The sequence below is a fragment of the Paraburkholderia atlantica genome (assembly GCF_009362785.1).
GTDB classification, from domain to species: Bacteria; Pseudomonadota; Gammaproteobacteria; order Burkholderiales; family Burkholderiaceae; genus Paraburkholderia; species Paraburkholderia atlantica.
In genome coordinates this window covers 83,684-101,399 of the sequence record NZ_WHNQ01000021.1, presented here as the reverse complement: position 1 = coordinate 101,399, position 17,716 = coordinate 83,684, and the positions used below count along the sequence as shown (strand labels likewise).

Genomic DNA, 17,716 nt, shown 5'->3' with positions numbered 1-17,716 from the left:
AAGCGACCCTGCGGCGAGGGCGCGCGGAAAATCAACCGGTACGGCGCTGGTGAATACCCGGGAAACGCGCAGGGCTAAGCGAACGGCGTCTTCACTTCTCCATCTTCTGCGCTACGTGCGCGATCCGGTCACGCACGACGCCGATCGCCTGCTTCAGCGCGTAAACGTCCTGAAAGTAGCGGTACGGAATGCGGATCTGGTTAGCGTTTGCGTCGATGTTTTCAATCTCCTCACTCCATTGCGCGATCTGTGCGCGAGACGGCTCGGCGTTCTTCCACACTTCGTCCTCGAGCGCCTTGATCGCGCGGTACCACACGAACAGACGTTTCTTCATACGCGCTTCGAGCATGCGCGGCAGCGCTTGCGCGAGGCCGATCAGCAGCGCGAGGAACGGCACCAGAATCAGCAGCCGTCGTTCGATCAGACTCGCGAGCCAGAACGGCAGGTAGCGATACAGAAACGGCCGGCCCGATTTGAAGTAGCGCACGCTTTCGTCGGAAATCGGGAATTCTTCGGTGTTCAGGTTCGGGAACGTGCCGAGCGGCGTGAAGTAGTCCTCGCCGCCATGCACCGTGCGCGCCGCGTCGAGCAGCAGATAGACGAGCGCCGGATGCAGCGTGTCCTTCGACACCAGCAGCGCCGTCGCCGCGAGCAGTGTGACATCGTTGCGCGGCAGATCGTCGGAGACGCTCGTCGAGGCGCGCGGCAATACGATCTTCGACAGCGACGGGAATTTTTGCGCCAGTGCATCGGCCTGCGCGAAGCTCATCAGCTTCAGGTTGCTGGTCAGCAGCGTGTGCTGCATGTCGGCGTCGGGCCGGCCGATGAAGAACGCCGCGTCGATCTGACCGCTTTCGAGCCCTTGGTACGCGGCGGTCGCGTCCATCTGCAGCAGCGTCGAGTTCTGGCTCGTGACGCCGCTGTAGCCGAGCAGCACCTGCGAGACGTTGAGCAGCCCGCTACCCGGCACGCCTATCGAAATGCGCTTGCCGCGCAATTGCGAAAGCCGGTCGATCGTCGCGTCGCCGCGATAGAACACCCAGATCGGCTCGTACGACACAGCGGCGATGGTTTGCAGGTTGTCCGTGTCTTTCGGACGGGTCGTGCCCGACTGGATGAAGCCGACTTGATAGGCGCTGTCCGGGTCGGCGAGGCGCTGGTAGTTTTCGACCGAGCCCGACGAGCTGCGGATGTCGAGCTTGATGCCTTCGCGCTTGAGCAGCGGCGCGTAGCGATCGGCGAAGCCACGGTAAATGCCGCCGTCGGCGCCGGTGGTAATGACGATCGTGCGCTGGAACGCGGGCTCGAGAATCAGCGCGAGCATCCAGCCGAACGCGGCGACGAGCACGATCGCGCCGATGATCAGAAGACGCCGGCGCCGCCGTGTCATAGGGGTTCTCGGGCTGCGGTACGGCGCGGGGTCTGGTCTCGGCATCGTTACCCGGTTTGGTCAGGTCCGGCCTTGGTGAGTAAAGGAGTGGGATCGGGGTTTGGTTCCTCAACTTTACGATATCGGGGAGTTTTATTCGATAGCCAGTGACGTGCAGTGAAAAGATGCGGGGTCTTTTACAGACTGTAGCGATCGCGATTTTCGTGCTACAGATTCCGGTCGTACAGGCCGTCCCGTTGTACGAACACGCGCGTCGTTCGTTCAGTCAGAGGAAGTTGCGGTGTCGGAGGCACCTTCGATCCCATTAGCAGGGCGCAGCACATATGCAAGGACGAGTAGCGTCGCAGCGGTTACTGTTCAGCCTGCGATGCGGTATTAGCCAATGCTTCACACAGTGAACTTATGCCTTTCGGACAAGATCTGGAAGAGAGCGTAACGATCTTTGCAAGGTCGTCAGTATCAAGTGTTGAGTTAATGTGACGCAGCACGAACGATTCTAGTGGCGGATTGAGCTTATTTCGTTCATCAGGTTGCCGTGTGCCAATGGCATCCACGCAGCGACCGCAGCGACTATAAGCCCCGGTCGCCATTTTGCGGTTACCCCAGTCAATTTAACGAGAGGTGCAGTGAACCGCAAAGGGTTTGCTCGTGGCTTCGCAGGTCCGAGCACCAACAGCATGAATCACAAAAGTGTTGTTAGTGCCGTGATAGCGGCATACCAGATAGGGATCGCTACCCGTCAAATCCCACTGGTCAGATGTTTTTCCTGGCTCAGGAATAAGGTCCGCCTCCTCCTCTGGAGGACCATCGAAAAGGGATGCGTTATCCAGAACATGATGTTGTCCTCCCGCAGAAAGCACGCTTGGGCATTTGAACCGGACCCGTGTTGGCGACGCACACGCGGCGCTTGTTGCCACAAGGCAAACTGCCAGGAAGAGCGCCTTATTCGACAACATAATATCGGCTGCCATCATTAACAGGCGTTCCATGGCCGCGACGGAAATGGATAGTACGCCGATGTGGAGGTTGTTTGGTATGTCCATTCCACTGGTCGATTACAGTGATTCCAACCAGTGTTTGCCCGAGATAAATTGCTGCGTGACTGGTTCCGTTCGTGTGATTTCCATAGCGTCCATTGCTGTCGAATGTAGCTATTACTGTTCCTTTGGCGATGAGGACATTGCCTTGGACCCGGTCTCCCCTTTTCCATAAGGAAGACGGCGGAATACTCACAACAGCATGAACGAGTGTAACGCACTGGCCATTCCCAACCAGACGCCCTTGGTTGATCAGGTCATCTGCCTTTTTCGTATCAGCGACATAGCGCATCTTTTCTACTTCTCCTCGGCCAGTAAAAACGGGATAAGATTAAGCGCACACACTAGCGAGCCCGGACCATCAAAACAAGCAGTAATCGATTTTCAGATAATGGCGATTCTCTGATAATGCCGTCCACATTGTGATTCAGCATCTAGCGAGCAAGAAACAGCCTCTCGATCAATGTGTCGCAATGTGTCGAGTAGCTCCACCTCGAGTTATCCGCTGTGCCGCACTACGCAACCACCCCCACCTCACCCCCCAGCTCCCGCGCAATAAACTCGACAAACGCTCGAATACGATTCGACATCTGATGCCGTGGTGAATACACCGCGAAGATATCCGCATTCGGTGTGTCGTGATCAGGCAGCAACTGAACGAGCGAACCCTCCGCCAGATACTGCCGGATGTCCCATTCCGCGCGCAGCAGGATGCCGTGTCCTTCGAGCGCCCATTTGACGGCGATCTCACCGTCGTTGGTGGTCAGCGTGCCCTTGATGCGCACCGCCTCGGTCTTGCGCGCGGCGCCGCGTCCGGACGTCAGCCGCCACACGCCATACGCTTCGTCGCCCTGCCGAATGCCGATGCAGTTGTGGCGCGTCAGATCGTGCGCCGTGAGCGGCGTGCCGTGCGCCGCGAGATACGACGGCGCCGCGCACAGCAGACGCCGGTTCGGCGCAAGACGGCGCGCCACCACGCGCGTATCCGGCGGCTCGCCGAAGCGGATACAGACGTCGAAGCTGTCGTCGGTGAGCGGCGGGGGCGTGACCGACAACTGTAGTTGAACCGACACCTGCGGATACCGCGCGACAAAGCGCGAGATCGCGGGTCCGATATGGCTGCGCCCGAAGCCGAGCGTCGCGTTCACGCGCAGCAAACCCTTCGGCGTCTTTTTCGCCGAGCCCAGCAGTTCCGCCAGTTCGTCGATCTCATCGAGAATCCGCCGCGCGCGTTCGAGGTATAGCTCGCCTTCGGGCGTCAGCATCATGCGGCGCGTCGTGCGGTTCACGAGCGCGACGCCAGCGCGCTGCTCCATCTGCGTGAGGCGCTTGCTGACGGCGGCCGCGGTCAGCCCCAGTTCGCGCGCGGCCGCGCTGAGGCTGCCGCTCGCGGCGAGCGTCGAGAAAAAGCTCAGATCCGCTGGCTGCACAGTGTCGCGCATCGTCTCTCCACGCCTTCGCATTTGTGAATGCAAGTTAAAGATGCTTTGAGTTTAGCACCGGTTTTTTCCCGTGCGATCGCGCTAGAGTCCACTCACGCCATTCACCAAGCACAGGACGGAGACATGAAGACCTATCGCATCGCAACCATTCCCGGCGACGGCATCGGCAAGGAGGTCGTGCCGGCCGGCGCGCAGGTGCTCGAAGCGCTCGCGAACACCACGCGCGCCTTCACGTTCGAGTTCGAGAACTTCGACTGGGGCGGCGACTACTATCGCCAGCACGGCGTGATGATGCCGGCCAACGGGCTCGACGCGATCCGCAACAAGGATGCGATCCTGTTCGGCTCGGCGGGCGACAAGGACATTCCCGATCACATCACGCTGTGGGGTCTGCGTCTGAAGATCTGCCAGGGCTTCGATCAATACGCGAACGTGCGCCCGACACGCATCCTGCCCGGCATCGACGCACCGCTGAAGTACTGCAAGCCCGAGGACCTGAACTGGGTCATCGTCCGCGAAAATTCGGAGGGTGAATATTCGGGCGTCGGTGGGCGCGTGCACCAGGGCCATCCGATCGAAGCCGCGACCGATGTGTCGATGATGACGCGCGCCGGCGTCGAGCGCATCATGCGCTTCGCGTTCCGCCTCGCGCAGTCGCGTCCGCGCAAGCTGTTGACCGTGATCACGAAGAGCAACGCGCAGCGCCACGCGATGGTGATGTGGGACGAGATCGCGCTCGAAATCTCGAAGGAGTTTCCGGACGTCACGTGGGACAAGGAACTCGTCGATGCGGCGACCGCGCGCATGGTCAATCGTCCCGCCACGCTCGACACGATCGTCGCCACCAACCTGCACGCCGATATTCTCAGCGACCTCGCGGCCGCGCTCGCGGGCAGCCTCGGCATCGCGCCGACCGGCAACATCGATCCGGAGCGCCGCTATCCGTCGATGTTCGAGCCGATCCACGGCTCCGCGTTCGACATCATGGGCAAGGGGCTCGCGAATCCGGTCGGCACGTTCTGGTCGGTCGTGATGCTGCTCGAACACCTCGGCGAATTCGACGCGGCCAGGCGCGTGATGCAGGCCGTCGAAGCGGTCACCGCGAACAACGCGCTGCATACCCGCGACCTCGGCGGCACGGCCACGACCGCGCAGGTGACGGCGGCGGTATGCGCGTTCATCGAGCAGGCGGCGACGCCCGCGGCGAACGCGGCTTGAGCGACGGCTTCGCTTGAATTGACCCGTACCAAGCGCGAACCGCGCGCAAACCCGGCGCGCGGTCTACGCCCCGGCCACCACGTGGCCGGCACCCAACCTTGACTCGACTAGCTCGGCCCGACGTCGGCCGGCGCGAGGCTCGCGCGCGGTCCACTGCCGCGCGCAGGAGGAGGAGACAATGACTTCTGAACTCGAAAGCCGGGTGTCCCGCAAGCTGATGCTGCGGATCATCCCGTTCGTCATGCTGTTGTACTTCGTGAGCTTTCTCGATCGCGTGAATGTGGGCTTCGCCGCGTTATCGATGAACAAGGCGATCGGTCTTTCGCCGACCGCGTTCGGCCTCGGCGGCGGGCTCTTCTTTATCGGCTACTTTCTGTTCGAAGTGCCGTCGAACCTGATCCTGCACAAGGTCGGCGCGCGGCGCTGGATTGCTCGCGTAATGGTGTCTTGGGGGCTGGTGTCGCTCGCGTCGGCGTTCGTCGTCGGGCCGAACAGTTTTTACGCGCTGCGATTCATTCTCGGCGTCGCGGAAGCGGGCTTCTTTCCCGGCATCATCCTGTATCTGAGCCTGTGGTTTCCGACGCGGCAACGCGCTGTCGCGGCGGCGTGGTTCATGGCCGCCGCGCCGATTTCGACTGCGATCGGCTCGCCGATTTCCGGCGCGATCATGAAACTGCCGCCGATTGCCGGACTCGCCGACTGGCAAATGCTCTACATACTCGAAGCATTGCCCGCGATCATCCTCGGCTTCTGTGTGCTCAAGTATCTGACCGACAAGCCCGCGCAAGCCGAGTGGCTGCAGCCCGAAGAGCGCGACTGGCTGATCGCGAAGCTGAAGCTCGAAGCCGACGCGCGACACGCGCATGCGGGACACACGGCCGGCGCGCTCGGCGCGATGCGCGATCCGCGTGTGCTCGCGCTCGCGCTGATCTACTTCGGCACCTCGGCGGGACTTTATACGCTCGGCTTGTGGGCGCCGCTGATCATCCGCCAATACGGTTTCGGCACGTTCGAAACGGGGCTGCTTGCCGGTGTGCCGAGCGTGCTCGCGGTGATCGCGATGGTGCTATGGGCGAAGCACTCGGACCGCACCGACGAACGCACGTGGCACGTCGTGATTCCGTGCGCGCTTGCGTGCGTCGGCTTCGTGTTCGCCGGCAATGCGAGTACCGCGTTGATGATCGTGCTTGCGCTGGTCGTCGTGAACGTCGGCATCAGCGCCGCGAAAGCGCCGCTGTGGGCGATGCCGAGCATGTTCCTGTCGGGCGCCGGGGCGGCGGCTGGGATCGCGATGATCAACTCGATCGGCAACCTCGGCGGCTTCGTCGGGCCGTTTGCGATTGGCTGGCTCAAGAACGTGACGGGCGGCTATACCGCGGGGCTTTATGTGGTCGGCGCGACGCTGGCGGTGTCGGCGGTCGTGACGCTGATGTTGAGCCGCCAGACCAGGCATGCGCCCGTCGCGGTGGGCGAGCGGCAAGGGCACTGAGCGAAGCATCGACCAAGCGAGTACGCCGCCGGTTGAAAGGCCGGCGGCACGCTTGAATCGATCCGATCCATCAGTACACGACTAGCGGAAGCCGTAGACCAGAACCTTCTTGCCTTCAAACGCTTCCTGCACCCCTTGCACGCAATCCATCGAACAGCTGAAGCCGTCCGGCGTCGACGCTGCTGACGGGATGCTAGCCCGATAGACGACGGATTCGACCTGTGTCCCGTCCGAAGTGACCACGATGTTCAGATCGGTCTCGACGCCGGCAGGCACGGCTCCTCCGGCGATATAGACGATCGACATCGTGCCGGTGCAATCGGCGTTCACCTTATACGTGCCTTTCTGGAACGGATTGAAGGTTGTCTGCCCGCCTTTCGGCACGCCGTTGATGCTGCCGAAATCGGTGCGGGTAAATTTGCCGTTGCCGTCGAATGTCACGAGGGCAACGTCATCGAGGATCGACTGGGTGGCGAATGGATGCAGCACGTTGTTCGAATCCAGCAAGCCGAGGATGACTCCGTGACCGATGAACCCATAGGGTCCTCTCAGCGTTGCGTTCGAGCAAAGCCCGCCACCGCCACGATTGTCACCGCCGGCCTGCGCGGTGCCGCTCAGCGACAGAAGTACAACGGCCATAGCTGACCAAATGCTTAAATGCCGGGTATTCATCGTCATCTCCTTGTCAACGACGAATCAGACGTGTGAAATCCTGGCGTGCAAGGGCCTACGAGCGGCCTGGATCACAGGCGCCTGATTGAATCAAACGAAAATAGTCGATTAGCAAATGGCCGCAGTAATGCGTGGTCGCTGTCGTTTGAGGGACCAGGTGTGGGCCAAAGTGGTGAATTGCGAAAGGCTTCCACCGAGCAGTCATGTTTCGCCCGGTGTCGGCGGATACGTGCGGAAGGGATGCACGAAAGTCCGCGCAATGGTGACTTCGTGGGTCGGCCACGCTTTAAGGTCGCATAGCGAAAACCAGTGTAATCCACGCTATTTGCGGCGACCTGATGAATATCGGACAAAAGGAAGGCACAATCAGATCGCCCGCTGCGAATCGCGGTGACGCCGCGTGCCGTCTATGCTGAAGAACGTGATGACTTGCACCGGGAATTCACGACATACGGAGACGAGCTTTGCGGCGCTGAGGGATAGAGGCGCAATGTTCAGCGTCGGGCGCGCGCTCAGTTTCGGGCGGCGTCTGTATCCTCGAAGCGACCCGATGGTGCATGCACGACGGCCCGCTCGAAGCGGGCCGTCTTCTGTTGCCGCCGCCCGCACGGGCAGCGCTCGCCAAACATCAATGATGCGCGTAGACCGTGGCGAGGCCGGCAACGTCCTGTTGCTGTGTCAGAGCCGGGACCTTGACCGCGCCGGCTCCGGCCGCCGACGAGCCGTCCGCCGACCCGCCATATGCCGAAGCCGCCGCGCCATTCAGCGCGCTCACGCGTGCCTCGGCGGCCTGGATATTCTGCGGATAGGTGTTGTAATCCGCAGCCGGGTTGTAACCCGCCTTTTCGAGTTGGACCAGTTCCGCGCGAACCTGGGCACGCGTGAGTGGCGCGTTGGTCTGCGCGAACGAAACGACGGGGACAGCGACAACAGCGGCAACGATCAGCGACTTGACGAGTTTCATGGTATCCACCTGAGAGCAATTGAGTTGGTTCAGACCACGGTTGCGTGGCACGTGCATCCAGTCGCGTCGACGTCCGCTTTGCTTTGCGGCACCGCCGACTGGCATGGACGTATTTGAACCCCCTCATGTATCCCGCCTGTTTCCACGAACCCCGGCTTTTGCAACCGTGTTTGTCGAATTGCCCGGTAGATACACAACGATACGAAACGCCTCGAAGTCACCGCGCGGGGGCGTGACTGCTCGCGCGCTCGGCACTACCGCGCATCTCTCCCAACGACGCGCCGTTCGGCCGCAGCCGCAGGCGCGGATCGAGCCGCTGCCACGGCAGATCGGCGGGATCGGCGGCCATCGGGCCGGGCGCTTTCGCCACCAGATGGGCGGCGGCGATCGCGTCGAAGTCGGCGCGATAGTGAACCGAACTCTTGTTGACGAGAATCTTCATGCGTTCGGGTTCGATGCCGGCCGCGCGATAGAGATTGCGGTCGAAGATCTGCATCTTGACCGAGCTGACCGCGATCCGGACGCCGTCGATGCGCAGGCATGCCACCGGCCCGATGTCGGTCCACATGCCGTTCATCATCGGGCCATCGAAGCGCACCCGCCCGTGGGACAGATGTTCGACCACGAAGCGCCCGGCGAGCGGCGCGTCCCCCGGTACGCCCGAGCCGCCCGCGAGCTTCAACTCGATCGTCGCACCGAGCCCCGCTTCGTGCGCCTTCGCTGCCGCGCGTGGGTCCCAGATCAGGCCGACGGCGGCGTCGCTCGCGCCGTGACGTAGCAGCGCGCGCACGAGGCCCATCGTGTTCGAATCGCCGCCCACCCCCGGGTTGTCCTGCGTATCGGCGATCACGACGGGCCGAGTCGCGCGTTCGGCAAGCCGCATCGCTTCGCGCACGGCGGCGTCCGGGTCGAGGAAGCGCACTTCCCAGTCGCGCTCCTGCGCGACGATGGTCGAAGCGAGCGCATCGACGGCGGCGGTCACGGCGGCCTCGTCGAAACCGTAGCCCCACACCACCGCACCGCATTCGGGGAAATCGGACGCCGGAAATCCTGGCGCGAACGACAGCGAGACGACGCCGTCGCGTTCCAGCGCCGCGAGACGATCGTACGTGCCGCGTGCCGGTTCGGCGAGCGTGCACATGCCGTTGACGGGGATCAGGAACGGAATGCGGCGCACCACGCGCGTGAGGCCGCGCTCCGGCTCTTTCGCGAGGCGCATCAGGATTTGCGCGGCGCGAGCGCCGGTCTCGGCCATGTCGACATGCGGATAGGTGCGGTAGGCGACCATCGCATCCGCGTGCGCGAACATCTGCTCGGTCACGTTGGCGTGCAGATCGAGCGAGACTACCAGCGGGATTGCGCGGCCGACGATCGCCCGCACGCGCGCGAGCAGTTCGCCTTCGCCGTCGTCGAGATGCTCGGCGACCATCGCGCCGTGCAGGTCGAGATAGATGGCGTCGAAGCCGCCGCGCTGCACGGCCTCGACGATTTCGCCTGCGATGCGCTCATAGGCGTCTTCTGTCACGTGCGCGGAGGCGCTCGCGCCGGCCCAGATCACCGGCACGAGCGTATGGCCCGCCGCTTCCACCGCCTGAATGAAGCCGCCGGCGGGTACGTTCACGTCACGCAGCGCGAGCACGCCGGAGCCGCGCGCGAGCGGCGGAAAGCCCTCGCCCTGAACGAAGCTCTGCCAGCTTGCTTTGGTCGGGGCGAACGTGTTGGTTTCGTGCTGGAAGCCTGCGATGAGAATCTTCATTTCCCGTTACCTCGTTGAAAAAGGATGGCTAAAAGAATCGACTGCGTGGCGCGCCCTGAAAGCGCGGCACAAGGTCAGGGCTTGGTGGCAGCGAGCCGAAGCGGAAGGATCAGCAGCGCGGCAAGCAGCGACACGCCAGCCATTGCGAGCAGCGCCGGTTGCAGGCTGCCGGCCGCCGTCTTGATCCAGCCGATGGCCGCGGGCCCCCAGAAGCCGCCAGACAGTCCGATGGTGTTGATGAGCGCGATACCGCCCGCGGCGGCCGGCCCCTTGACGTATTCGGGCGGAATCGCCCAGAAGACCGTGTAGGCCATCCACAGCGCCATCGTCACGAGCGTGAGCAGCGTCAGCGTGAGCGCGACATGACTGCCCGCGGCCGCGCAGGCGGCGAGCAGCAACGCGGCGGCGGCCGCCGGCGCCGCGCAATGCAGGCGCCGCTCGCCGAGCCGGTCCGAACGCGAGCCCATATAGAGCATGCCCACCGCCGCGGCGACGTACGGAATCGACGTGTACCAGCCGAGCGTGATCAGGTCGCTCACGCCCTGAGCCTTCAGAATGGCGGGCAGCCAGAAGCTGATCGCGTAGATCGAGGCAATGATGCAGAAGTAGGCGAACGCCAGCACATAGACTTTGCGATCGCGCAGCACGTGTCGAAACGAAGTGGCATGAGCCTGCGCCGCGCCGACTTCGGCCTCCAGCTGGCGCTTGTCGGCGTCGCTGAGCCACGAGGCGTCGGCCGGGCGGTCAGGCAGATAGAGAAAGGTCGCGATGCCCAGCACGATGCACGGCAGGCCTTCGACGAGAAACATCCATTGCCAGCCGGCGAGGCCCGCCTTGCCCGCGAGCGTGCTCATGATCGCCGCCGAAACCGGCCCGCCGACGATCCCACCGATCGGCCCGGCCAGAAACACCATCGCAATCGCCCGCGCCATGCGCGAGGGGCCGTACCAGCGTGACAGATAGAAGATCATGCCCGGCGCGAAACCGGCCTCGAATACGCCCAGCAGGAAGCGCATCGCGTAGAACGCCGGCACGCTGCGCACGAACAGCATGCAGGCCGATGTAATGCCCCAAAGAACGAGAATGCGGCCGAAGGTCTTGCGCGCGCCAATGCGCGGCAGCAGCAGGTTGCTCGGCAGCTCGAACAGCACATAGCCGACGAAGAAGATGCCAGCGCCCACACCGTAAGCGGCATCGGAGAAGCCGAGATCGGTCTGCATCTGAAGCTTCGCGAAGCCGACGTTGACGCGATCGAGGTAAGCAAACAGATAGCAGATCAGAAGAAACGGCAGCAAGTGCGCGTTGATCTTGCTGTAGAGCGCCGAAGCGTCGCCGCTTCGCGCGGTGGGAAGAATGGCCGCCATGTCTGTCTCCGAATGTGTGTCGACCGGTGGCGACGCTTTGGCGCCTGCTCGGGTCGCATGCAATAGATGTGATGCGCATCGTGCGCAACACCATCCTGACCAGGGCAATCCTTGCTAGCAAGAGCAACAAAGTTCACATATTGTTCCTCCTAGGGCAACGAAGCGACAGGCAAACGGGGGTGCGATGCGCGAAATCAACCAGCAGCGGCTGCGCTATTTCCACGAGGTGCTCACGCACGGCACGATCCGCGGTGCGGCGGACAGCCTCAACACGTCGCCCTCGGTGATCACGCGGCAGATCAAGCTGCTCGAAGACGAACTCGGGGTGCAGCTGTTCGAGCGCCAGGCGCGCGGCGTCCGGCCAACCGAGGCCGCGGCGCATCTGCTGGAGTTCTGGCGCGGCTATCGCGCGCAGCAGGAGAAGTTCGAGGATCAGTTGCACGCGTTGCGCGGCTTGCAGCAAGGCCGCGTCGATCTGGCCGTCAGCGAGGGTTACGTGGATGCGCTGATTGCCGAGGTCATCACGCCGTTCTGCGTGCAATACCCGAAGGTCGATATCGGCCTCACCGTGCTGCCGGTCGACGACGTGCTCGACGCAGTTGCGGAAAGCCGCGCGCATATCGGGCTCGCGTTCAATCCGCCGCCGCATCCGCGGGTCGAATATCGCGCGAGTTCCGCGCAGCCCGTGGTGTTGCTGGTGCGCCGCGACCATCCGCTCGCCCGGCGCGGCAAGCCCGCCACGATCGACGATCTGCTCGCGTGGCCGCTCGCGTTGATGCCGAGCACGTTCGGCATCGGGCATCTCGCAACGATGCTCGCGTTCGTCGAACACGTTGAGATCCGCGCGACGCTCACCACCAATTCCCTGACGGCACTCAAGCGTTTCGTCGCCGATGAAAACTTTGCGACGCTGATCGGAGAGTTCGCGGCCTCGCGCGAGATTCAGGCTGGCGAGCTGGTGACCGTGCCGATCGATCACGCGCTGTTTCTGGGCACGAAGGCGCGCGTGCTGGTGAAGTCCGGGCGGCCACTCGTCGCGGCCGCGCACGAACTGCTCGCGTGGATTTTGCAGCGCATGACGATGTTCGGGGCGGCGCGTCAAGGTGAATCCGCTGACTGATGCAGATGCCGTGTTGAAAGCGGCGGTCCGGGCCTGCAGCGACCGCTAGCTGCGGCCGTCCCGCGCACGAGATTTGTATCGCCGCGTATCTGCTTTGCGCGCGGAAACGTACGCATACAAAAAGGCGGTTCGCCAGACACGTTCCGGATACATGCGGACGCTCCAATACGCCAACCGGGCAAACAGCCCGTGCACCCTGGAGTCGCGAAGCATGTCCCGCATCGAAACGATCCCGCACGGCACTGAAATCGGCTGCAGCGAAAGCGGCCAGATCGCGCGCCACTGTCTGCTGACGCGCACGCGGCAGATTGCGCGCGTGCTGACCTCGCTTTACGACGAGATGCTGCGCCCGCTTGGCATCAACGCCTCGCAGCTATCGCTTCTAGTGCTGATCAGTGAGCATGGACCGTTGAGCCGCACCGCGCTCGGACGCAAGAACCATCACGATCGCTCGACACTCACGAGGAACCTTCGACAGCTGATCGCGCATTGGTGCGCCACGAAGACGCACGCGCCGAAGATCTGCGCCGTCTCGGCGCGCAGGTCGTGCCCCGCGATCTGACCGGTCTCGATTCAATGCATCACGCCATGGAGGGTGTCTCGCATGCGCAAGGAAGCTACGACCGCATGACCGACGACTTTCGCAAACTCACCGGCAATGCGCCGAGGGGCATGCGCGAGTTCGTCACGCGCCATGCCGCCGCATTCTCGAGCGGCGCCGCACCGGGCTGACGAGCCGCGCTTTTCTCACGCCGGCAGGTACGGCTCGAATCCGATGGCGGGCGATGTGCACGGTAGTGGCACGTGGCCGCCATCATGACTACGCTTGGTGTTGCGAAGCATGCACGTGCGCTCTGCCACAAATACCAGGCAATCGGAGTCCAAATGTCTGACGATCTTCTTCTCGCATCTCCGTCGCGCCGCCGTTTCGTCGGCGTTAGCGCAGCCGCCCTGGCAGCAGCGTCGCTGAGTCGACTGTCATTCGCGCAAACCTCACAAGCGATCACCGACATCAAGCAAGCGCCGAACGGCGACAAGACCGCGATTCGTCCGCTGCGCGTGCACGTGCCCGAAGCGCAGCTTGTGGATCTGCGACGCCGTATCAAGGCCACCCGTTGGCCTGACAAGGAGACCGTCAACGACGAGTCACAAGGTGTGCCGCTCGCGATGATGCAGGAGCTTGCGCGCCACTGGTCGACCGATTACGACTGGCGCAGGTGCGAGACGCGCCTGAATGCACTGCCGAATTTCGTGACCGAAATAGACGGACTCGATATTCACTTCATTCACGTGCGCTCAAAGCATCAGGACGCGATGCCGCTCATCGTTACGCATGGCTGGCCCGGCTCCGTCATCGAGCAGTTCAAGATCATCGATCCGCTGACCAATCCCACAGCTTATGGTGCAAGCGCTTCGGACGCCTTTCATCTCGTCATTCCGTCGCTACCCGGCTACGGCTTCTCGGGCAGGCCTGCGGAGGTAGGCTGGGGCCCTGAGCGCACAGCGCGCGCGTGGGTCGTGTTGATGAAGCGCCTTGGCTACGACAAGTTCGCGGCGCAAGGCGGTGACCTCGGCGGTGTGGTCGCGAACGTGATGGGCAAACAGGCTCCGCCGGAGCTAATCGGCATCCACGTGAATTTCCCTGCCACGATCCCGCCGGAAATCGCCAAGGCGCTTCAGGACGGCGATCCTACGCCCGCCAATCTCTCCGACGACGAGAAGCATGCGTACGAGCAATTGAGCAGCGCCGCAAAAAAGCGGCGCGCCTACGCGCTGGAAATGGGCACGCGCCCGCAGACGCTCTTCGGACTCTCGGATTCGCCGATCGCACTTGCGGCCTGGCTGCTCGACCATGGCGACGGCTACACTCAACCGGCGGCGGCGCTGACCTCCGCCGTGTATGGACGGATCGTCAATGGAGAGTCCGCGGGGGCGCTGACTCGCGACGATCTCCTCGACGACATCACGCTCTACTGGCTCACGAATACCGGCGTGTCGGCCGGGCGCTTCTATTGGGAGTCACACTTCAACTTCCTCGCTGCCGCCGACGTATCGGTCCCGGCGGCCGTCAGCGTGTTCCCGCGCGAAAACTATCAGGCTCCGCGCAGCTGGACGGAGCGCGCGTATCACCACCTGATCTACTACAACCGGCCCGACAAGGGCGGCCACTTCGCGGCGTGGGAGCAGCCTCAACTGTTCGCCGAGGAAGTGCGCGCGGGGTTGAGGCCGCTGCGTCAGCAGTGAGGCGAACGGAGTTGCAGGAGCGCCGGGACGCAGCGCGCCCGGCACATTCTTGCCACGAATGGAATGACCAACATTAGATTCAACGATACGGCTATGAACGCGGCTTTCCGCTGGCATGCGGGTGGGCCAGTTTGAACATCTGGGATTCACTGCGAGCGCGCGGAATACGCCCCCACCTGACGCCTGCGCACCACCATCAACAAACAGACCCCGATCGACGCCACGATATTCACCGCCGGATAAAACGCCACGGCCACACTCCATTTCGGCAGCGCGAGAATCGCGAGCGCGTACTTGAGAACGCACAACGCAAAATACAAAAGACTCTCGCTCCACGGATCAAGAATAGTTTTGCGCACCGTCGGCCCGAGGCCGACGAGTTCGATCAGCGTGACAAGACAGATCGACAAGGTCGGATCATTGGTGAGTATCCAGAGCGGAATGGCCGACAAAGCAGCGATCAGGCAAAGCCAATCAAAAGCGGTCCGCTGCCGTTCGCCCCTGAAGACGCTCGCCACGAGGACAACGAAGCAGGTGGCCGCGATCGCCGCCGTAGCCCACGCGGAGGGGCCTGCACCGGCGACGAATTGCCCGACGGCCGCAATCGCCGTGACGACCGACCAGACCAGCCACGTGAACAGATGAGGACGTACGGTGCCGCGCCAGATCGCAAGTCCATAAGGCAGAAACGCGACCAGCGAAACGATCGCCCCCAGGACGCCGAACAGTCGGGTCATGCCTGCTCGCGAATCATGTTCGGCATCTCAATCGCCGGGCAGACGATAAGCGAACTCGTACGAATGCGCGCCATCGACGATGTCGATCTTGAACTCGCCTTCAATGCCGCTCAGCTCGCCCGTGCCCGAATCGGGCACGACCGTCACCGTCAGCGACGCCGCGCCGCGATTCATCACGCCGATATGCTGCAGCACGAAGGTGCCCTGCTTGCCCGCCAGCGTGCCCGTGACCTGCTCGAGCGCGACATAGCCGGCCGAGCCTTTGACGCTCGTCATCGCACTCAGCATTTGCCCTTGGGTGGTCGCGGCGAGATCGCCGGAGATCTGCTTGTCGATCGACATGCGGCCGAGCTTCGATTCGGCCTCCGTGTTTTCGAACGGCATCGGTTGAAGGGAGACGATGAAGGTGCCCTTTGCGATGTGGTGAGTCATCGGGATTTCCTCCTGGCTTGAACGGGCGACCGCGAAGCGGTGAAGCGAAACGCAACGCAATGTGACGCTTATGAACCGTAGCACACGTCGCTGTCAGCGCGCCGCACGCGCAGTGCTGTCAGCCGTGCCGAACGCATCCGCGAACTCGCGCTTTAACCACGCGAGCGCCGGGTCCTGATCGTGCGCCGCGGCCCACATCAACGAAACTTCGTAGCCCGGCACCTCGAACGGCAACGGACTGAGCGCGAGACCGAGCGTATCGCGCCAGACGCGGCCGATGAACTCCGGCACCGTCGCGATCGCCGCCGTGCGTTGCACGATGAATGGACTGGTCGCGAAGTTCGAACTCGAAAACACGACTTCGCGGTTGAGTCCCTGCAACTCGAGTCGTTCATCGATGAAGCCGCGCAGCTCGGCGCTGAACGAAGTCAGCACATGGCGGTGGCGCAGAAACTCGTCCATCGACAAATGCTTGCGACGCGGCCTGACGAGCTGCGGGTTGTAGACGCTTACGAAGCGCCACGAAAACAACGGCATGAGTCGCTGCCACGGCACGCACTCGCGGAACACGCCAACCGCGAGTTCGATCGCGCCATCGTCGAGCATCGCGGCGGCGCGCGTCGAATCGGTGGAGCGCGCGATCAGCTTCACGCCGGGTGCTGCTGCGGCGAGGCGCGCCATGATCTCCGGCATCAGCAGCAGTTCCAGCGAATCGCTGAGGCCGAGGCGAAACACCCGCTGCGCGTGGGCCGGATCGAACACGGATGGTTGCGTGAGCGCCTGATGCAGCGATTGCAGGAATGGCTCGATCTGCCGCGCGAGTTCGAGCGCGCGCGGCGTCGGCGTCATGCCTTGCGGCGTGCGCACGAAAAGCTCGTCGCCGAAGGTCTCGCGCAAGCGCTTCAGCGCGCCGCTGACGGCCGGTTGCCCGAGAAACAGCCGCTGTGCCGCACGCGTGACGCTACGCTCTTCCAGCAGCGCGCGGAAGGTCAGCAGCAAGTTCAGGTCGAAGCGCCGAAAATCATTTTCAATGATGTTGGCCATGACATTAAACGATTTGAGTGATGGGCGCGCACCGCGCATTCTACTGCCACGGGGTCTTCCGTTTACTCTCAGGAGCGATGAAATGGACTGGCAAAATCAGAAGGTCGTGGTGCTGGGTGGGTCGTCGGGCGTTGGGCTCGCGACGGTGAAGCGGCTCGCGGCGGCTGGCGCGAGCGTCGTCGCGGTGGGGCGCGACCGCGCCAAGCTGGACGATGCACTGAGCGGTATCGGTGGTCAGGTGACGGGCGAGACGCTCGACTGCACCGATCGCGCGGCGCTGCAAAGCTTCTTCGGCGGCCTCGGCGGCATCGATCACCTGGTGATCACACTGTCGGGCGGCGAAGGCGCGGGTCCCTTTGCCGAGCTTGATCTGGCCGCGCTGCGGCGCGGCTTCGAGGCCAAGTTCTGGCCGCAGCTCGAAGCGGCGCAGACCGCACTGCCCACGCTGCGTCGCGACGGCAGCATGACGTTTCTGACCGCGATTTCGGCGCGCATCGCGAATCCGGGCACGGCGGGTCTGGGCGCGATCAACGGCGCGCTCGAAAGCATGATCGGCACGCTGGCGCGCGAGTTGGCGCCGCTGCGGGTGAACGCGGTGTCGCCGGGTGTGATCGATACGCCGTGGTGGGACAGATTTCCTGCAAGCGTGAAAAGCGAGGTATTCCGGCAGCAAAGCGAAACGTTACCGGTGCGGCGCGTCGGCCGGGCCGACGATGTCGCGCACGCGCTGCAGTTTCTGCTGGAAAACACGTTTATGACGGGGGCGGTGATCGAGTGTGATGGGGGCTTGCGACTACTGTGAAGTCC

General features: G+C 63.2%; 18 protein-coding genes. 7 read left to right on the top strand and 11 right to left on the bottom strand.

The features are described from left to right. Nucleotides 1-91: 91 nt before the first annotated feature. The 4 genes from GCT19_RS26295 to GCT19_RS26280 form a co-directional block, all read right to left on the bottom strand. Nucleotides 92-1,390, bottom strand: a complete 1,299-nt coding sequence (locus tag GCT19_RS26295; protein ID WP_018438359.1) for a TAXI family TRAP transporter solute-binding subunit — start codon at nucleotides 1,388-1,390, stop codon at nucleotides 92-94. 611 nt (nucleotides 1,391-2,001) lie between these two features. Beyond that, the gene (locus GCT19_RS44830) at nucleotides 2,002-2,346 is read right to left on the bottom strand and encodes an STY0301 family protein (RefSeq protein ID WP_407082913.1); all 345 of its coding nucleotides are present in this window, start codon (nucleotides 2,344-2,346) and stop codon (nucleotides 2,002-2,004) included. Further along, nucleotides 2,333-2,719, bottom strand: coding sequence for a BPSL0067 family protein (locus GCT19_RS26285; protein WP_152853574.1), 387 nt, complete (start codon nucleotides 2,717-2,719; stop codon nucleotides 2,333-2,335). The genes GCT19_RS44830 and GCT19_RS26285 overlap by 14 nt, the downstream gene beginning before the upstream one ends. A 223-nt stretch (nucleotides 2,720-2,942) precedes the next feature. Next, nucleotides 2,943-3,869, bottom strand: a complete 927-nt coding sequence (locus GCT19_RS26280) for a LysR substrate-binding domain-containing protein (RefSeq protein WP_018438357.1) — start codon at nucleotides 3,867-3,869, stop codon at nucleotides 2,943-2,945. Nucleotides 3,870-3,992: 123 nt separating this feature from the next. Between GCT19_RS26280 and GCT19_RS26275 the strand changes: the two genes are divergently transcribed. Next, nucleotides 3,993-5,087: a tartrate dehydrogenase gene (locus tag GCT19_RS26275; protein WP_018438356.1), complete on the top strand. Its 1,095-nt coding sequence runs from the start codon at nucleotides 3,993-3,995 to the stop codon at nucleotides 5,085-5,087. 178 nt (nucleotides 5,088-5,265) lie between these two features. Then, nucleotides 5,266-6,576, top strand: a complete 1,311-nt coding sequence (locus GCT19_RS26270; RefSeq protein ID WP_152853573.1) for an MFS transporter — start codon at nucleotides 5,266-5,268, stop codon at nucleotides 6,574-6,576. A gap of 81 nt (nucleotides 6,577-6,657) precedes the next feature. Here GCT19_RS26270 and GCT19_RS26265 read toward each other — a convergent pair whose 3' ends face one another. The 4 genes from GCT19_RS26265 to GCT19_RS26250 all read right to left on the bottom strand — a co-directional run bounded on the left by GCT19_RS26265 (nucleotide 6,658) and on the right by GCT19_RS26250 (nucleotide 11,332). Next, nucleotides 6,658-7,248, bottom strand: coding sequence for a hypothetical protein (locus GCT19_RS26265; RefSeq protein ID WP_026229247.1), 591 nt, complete (start codon nucleotides 7,246-7,248; stop codon nucleotides 6,658-6,660). Nucleotides 7,249-7,876: 628 nt separating this feature from the next. Next, nucleotides 7,877-8,212 (bottom strand): DUF4148 domain-containing protein, encoded by a 336-nt coding sequence (locus tag GCT19_RS26260; protein ID WP_026229246.1) that lies wholly within the window; start codon nucleotides 8,210-8,212, stop codon nucleotides 7,877-7,879. 217 nt (nucleotides 8,213-8,429) lie between these two features. Further along, nucleotides 8,430-9,968, bottom strand: coding sequence for a M81 family metallopeptidase (locus GCT19_RS26255; protein WP_152853572.1), 1,539 nt, complete (start codon nucleotides 9,966-9,968; stop codon nucleotides 8,430-8,432). A gap of 74 nt (nucleotides 9,969-10,042) precedes the next feature. Further along, nucleotides 10,043-11,332: an MFS transporter gene (locus tag GCT19_RS26250; RefSeq protein WP_152853571.1), complete on the bottom strand. Its 1,290-nt coding sequence runs from the start codon at nucleotides 11,330-11,332 to the stop codon at nucleotides 10,043-10,045. A 184-nt stretch (nucleotides 11,333-11,516) separates the two neighbouring features. Here GCT19_RS26250 and GCT19_RS26245 point away from each other — a divergent pair, with 184 nt between their 5' ends. The 4 genes from GCT19_RS26245 (at nucleotide 11,517) to GCT19_RS26230 (ending at nucleotide 14,696) form a co-directional block, all read left to right on the top strand. Then, nucleotides 11,517-12,452, top strand: coding sequence for a LysR family transcriptional regulator (locus GCT19_RS26245; RefSeq protein WP_152853570.1), 936 nt, complete (start codon nucleotides 11,517-11,519; stop codon nucleotides 12,450-12,452). Nucleotides 12,453-12,663: 211 nt separating this feature from the next. Then, nucleotides 12,664-13,014, top strand: a complete 351-nt coding sequence (locus GCT19_RS26240; protein ID WP_152853569.1) for a MarR family winged helix-turn-helix transcriptional regulator — start codon at nucleotides 12,664-12,666, stop codon at nucleotides 13,012-13,014. Further along, on the top strand, nucleotides 12,999-13,184 hold the full coding sequence (locus GCT19_RS26235) for a hypothetical protein (RefSeq protein ID WP_152853568.1): 186 nt from the start codon (nucleotides 12,999-13,001) through the stop codon (nucleotides 13,182-13,184). The genes GCT19_RS26240 and GCT19_RS26235 overlap by 16 nt, the downstream gene beginning before the upstream one ends. A 153-nt stretch (nucleotides 13,185-13,337) precedes the next feature. Next, nucleotides 13,338-14,696: an epoxide hydrolase family protein gene (locus GCT19_RS26230; RefSeq protein WP_152853567.1), complete on the top strand. Its 1,359-nt coding sequence runs from the start codon at nucleotides 13,338-13,340 to the stop codon at nucleotides 14,694-14,696. A gap of 146 nt (nucleotides 14,697-14,842) precedes the next feature. Here the strand turns inward: GCT19_RS26230 and GCT19_RS26225 are convergent, their stop codons facing one another. From GCT19_RS26225 to GCT19_RS26215, 3 genes are all read right to left on the bottom strand, one after another. After that, a complete protein-coding gene (locus GCT19_RS26225; RefSeq protein ID WP_152853566.1) occupies nucleotides 14,843-15,433 on the bottom strand; it encodes a hypothetical protein in 591 nt (196 codons plus the stop codon). A gap of 27 nt (nucleotides 15,434-15,460) precedes the next feature. After that, nucleotides 15,461-15,865 (bottom strand): DUF3224 domain-containing protein, encoded by a 405-nt coding sequence (locus tag GCT19_RS26220; protein WP_152853565.1) that lies wholly within the window; start codon nucleotides 15,863-15,865, stop codon nucleotides 15,461-15,463. Between the two features lie 93 nt (nucleotides 15,866-15,958). Continuing rightward, on the bottom strand, nucleotides 15,959-16,909 hold the full coding sequence (locus GCT19_RS26215) for a LysR family transcriptional regulator (protein WP_152853564.1): 951 nt from the start codon (nucleotides 16,907-16,909) through the stop codon (nucleotides 15,959-15,961). An 82-nt stretch (nucleotides 16,910-16,991) separates the two neighbouring features. Between GCT19_RS26215 and GCT19_RS26210 the strand changes: the two genes are divergently transcribed. Beyond that, nucleotides 16,992-17,711 (top strand): SDR family oxidoreductase, encoded by a 720-nt coding sequence (locus GCT19_RS26210; RefSeq protein WP_152853563.1) that lies wholly within the window; start codon nucleotides 16,992-16,994, stop codon nucleotides 17,709-17,711. Nucleotides 17,712-17,716 lie beyond the last annotated feature (5 nt).

Excerpts from the sequence above, each read along its gene's own strand:
- GCT19_RS26295 (WP_018438359.1), bottom strand. The coding sequence starts at position 1,390 with ATGACACGGCGGCGCCGGCGTCTTCTGATCATCGGCGCGATCGTGCTC.
- GCT19_RS44830 (WP_407082913.1), bottom strand. The coding sequence starts at position 2,346 with ATGTTGTCGAATAAGGCGCTCTTCCTGGCAGTTTGCCTTGTGGCAACA.
- GCT19_RS26285 (WP_152853574.1), bottom strand. The coding sequence starts at position 2,719 with ATGCGCTATGTCGCTGATACGAAAAAGGCAGATGACCTGATCAACCAA.
- GCT19_RS26280 (WP_018438357.1), bottom strand. The coding sequence starts at position 3,869 with ATGCGCGACACTGTGCAGCCAGCGGATCTGAGCTTTTTCTCGACGCTC.
- GCT19_RS26275 (WP_018438356.1), top strand. The coding sequence starts at position 3,993 with ATGAAGACCTATCGCATCGCAACCATTCCCGGCGACGGCATCGGCAAG.
- GCT19_RS26270 (WP_152853573.1), top strand. The coding sequence starts at position 5,266 with ATGACTTCTGAACTCGAAAGCCGGGTGTCCCGCAAGCTGATGCTGCGG.
- GCT19_RS26265 (WP_026229247.1), bottom strand. The coding sequence starts at position 7,248 with ATGAATACCCGGCATTTAAGCATTTGGTCAGCTATGGCCGTTGTACTT.
- GCT19_RS26260 (WP_026229246.1), bottom strand. The coding sequence starts at position 8,212 with ATGAAACTCGTCAAGTCGCTGATCGTTGCCGCTGTTGTCGCTGTCCCC.
- GCT19_RS26255 (WP_152853572.1), bottom strand. The coding sequence starts at position 9,968 with ATGAAGATTCTCATCGCAGGCTTCCAGCACGAAACCAACACGTTCGCC.
- GCT19_RS26250 (WP_152853571.1), bottom strand. The coding sequence starts at position 11,332 with ATGGCGGCCATTCTTCCCACCGCGCGAAGCGGCGACGCTTCGGCGCTC.
- GCT19_RS26245 (WP_152853570.1), top strand. The coding sequence starts at position 11,517 with ATGCGCGAAATCAACCAGCAGCGGCTGCGCTATTTCCACGAGGTGCTC.
- GCT19_RS26240 (WP_152853569.1), top strand. The coding sequence starts at position 12,664 with ATGTCCCGCATCGAAACGATCCCGCACGGCACTGAAATCGGCTGCAGC.
- GCT19_RS26230 (WP_152853567.1), top strand. The coding sequence starts at position 13,338 with ATGTCTGACGATCTTCTTCTCGCATCTCCGTCGCGCCGCCGTTTCGTC.
- GCT19_RS26225 (WP_152853566.1), bottom strand. The coding sequence starts at position 15,433 with ATGACCCGACTGTTCGGCGTCCTGGGGGCGATCGTTTCGCTGGTCGCG.
- GCT19_RS26220 (WP_152853565.1), bottom strand. The coding sequence starts at position 15,865 with ATGACTCACCACATCGCAAAGGGCACCTTCATCGTCTCCCTTCAACCG.
- GCT19_RS26215 (WP_152853564.1), bottom strand. The coding sequence starts at position 16,909 with ATGGCCAACATCATTGAAAATGATTTTCGGCGCTTCGACCTGAACTTG.
- GCT19_RS26210 (WP_152853563.1), top strand. The coding sequence starts at position 16,992 with ATGGACTGGCAAAATCAGAAGGTCGTGGTGCTGGGTGGGTCGTCGGGC.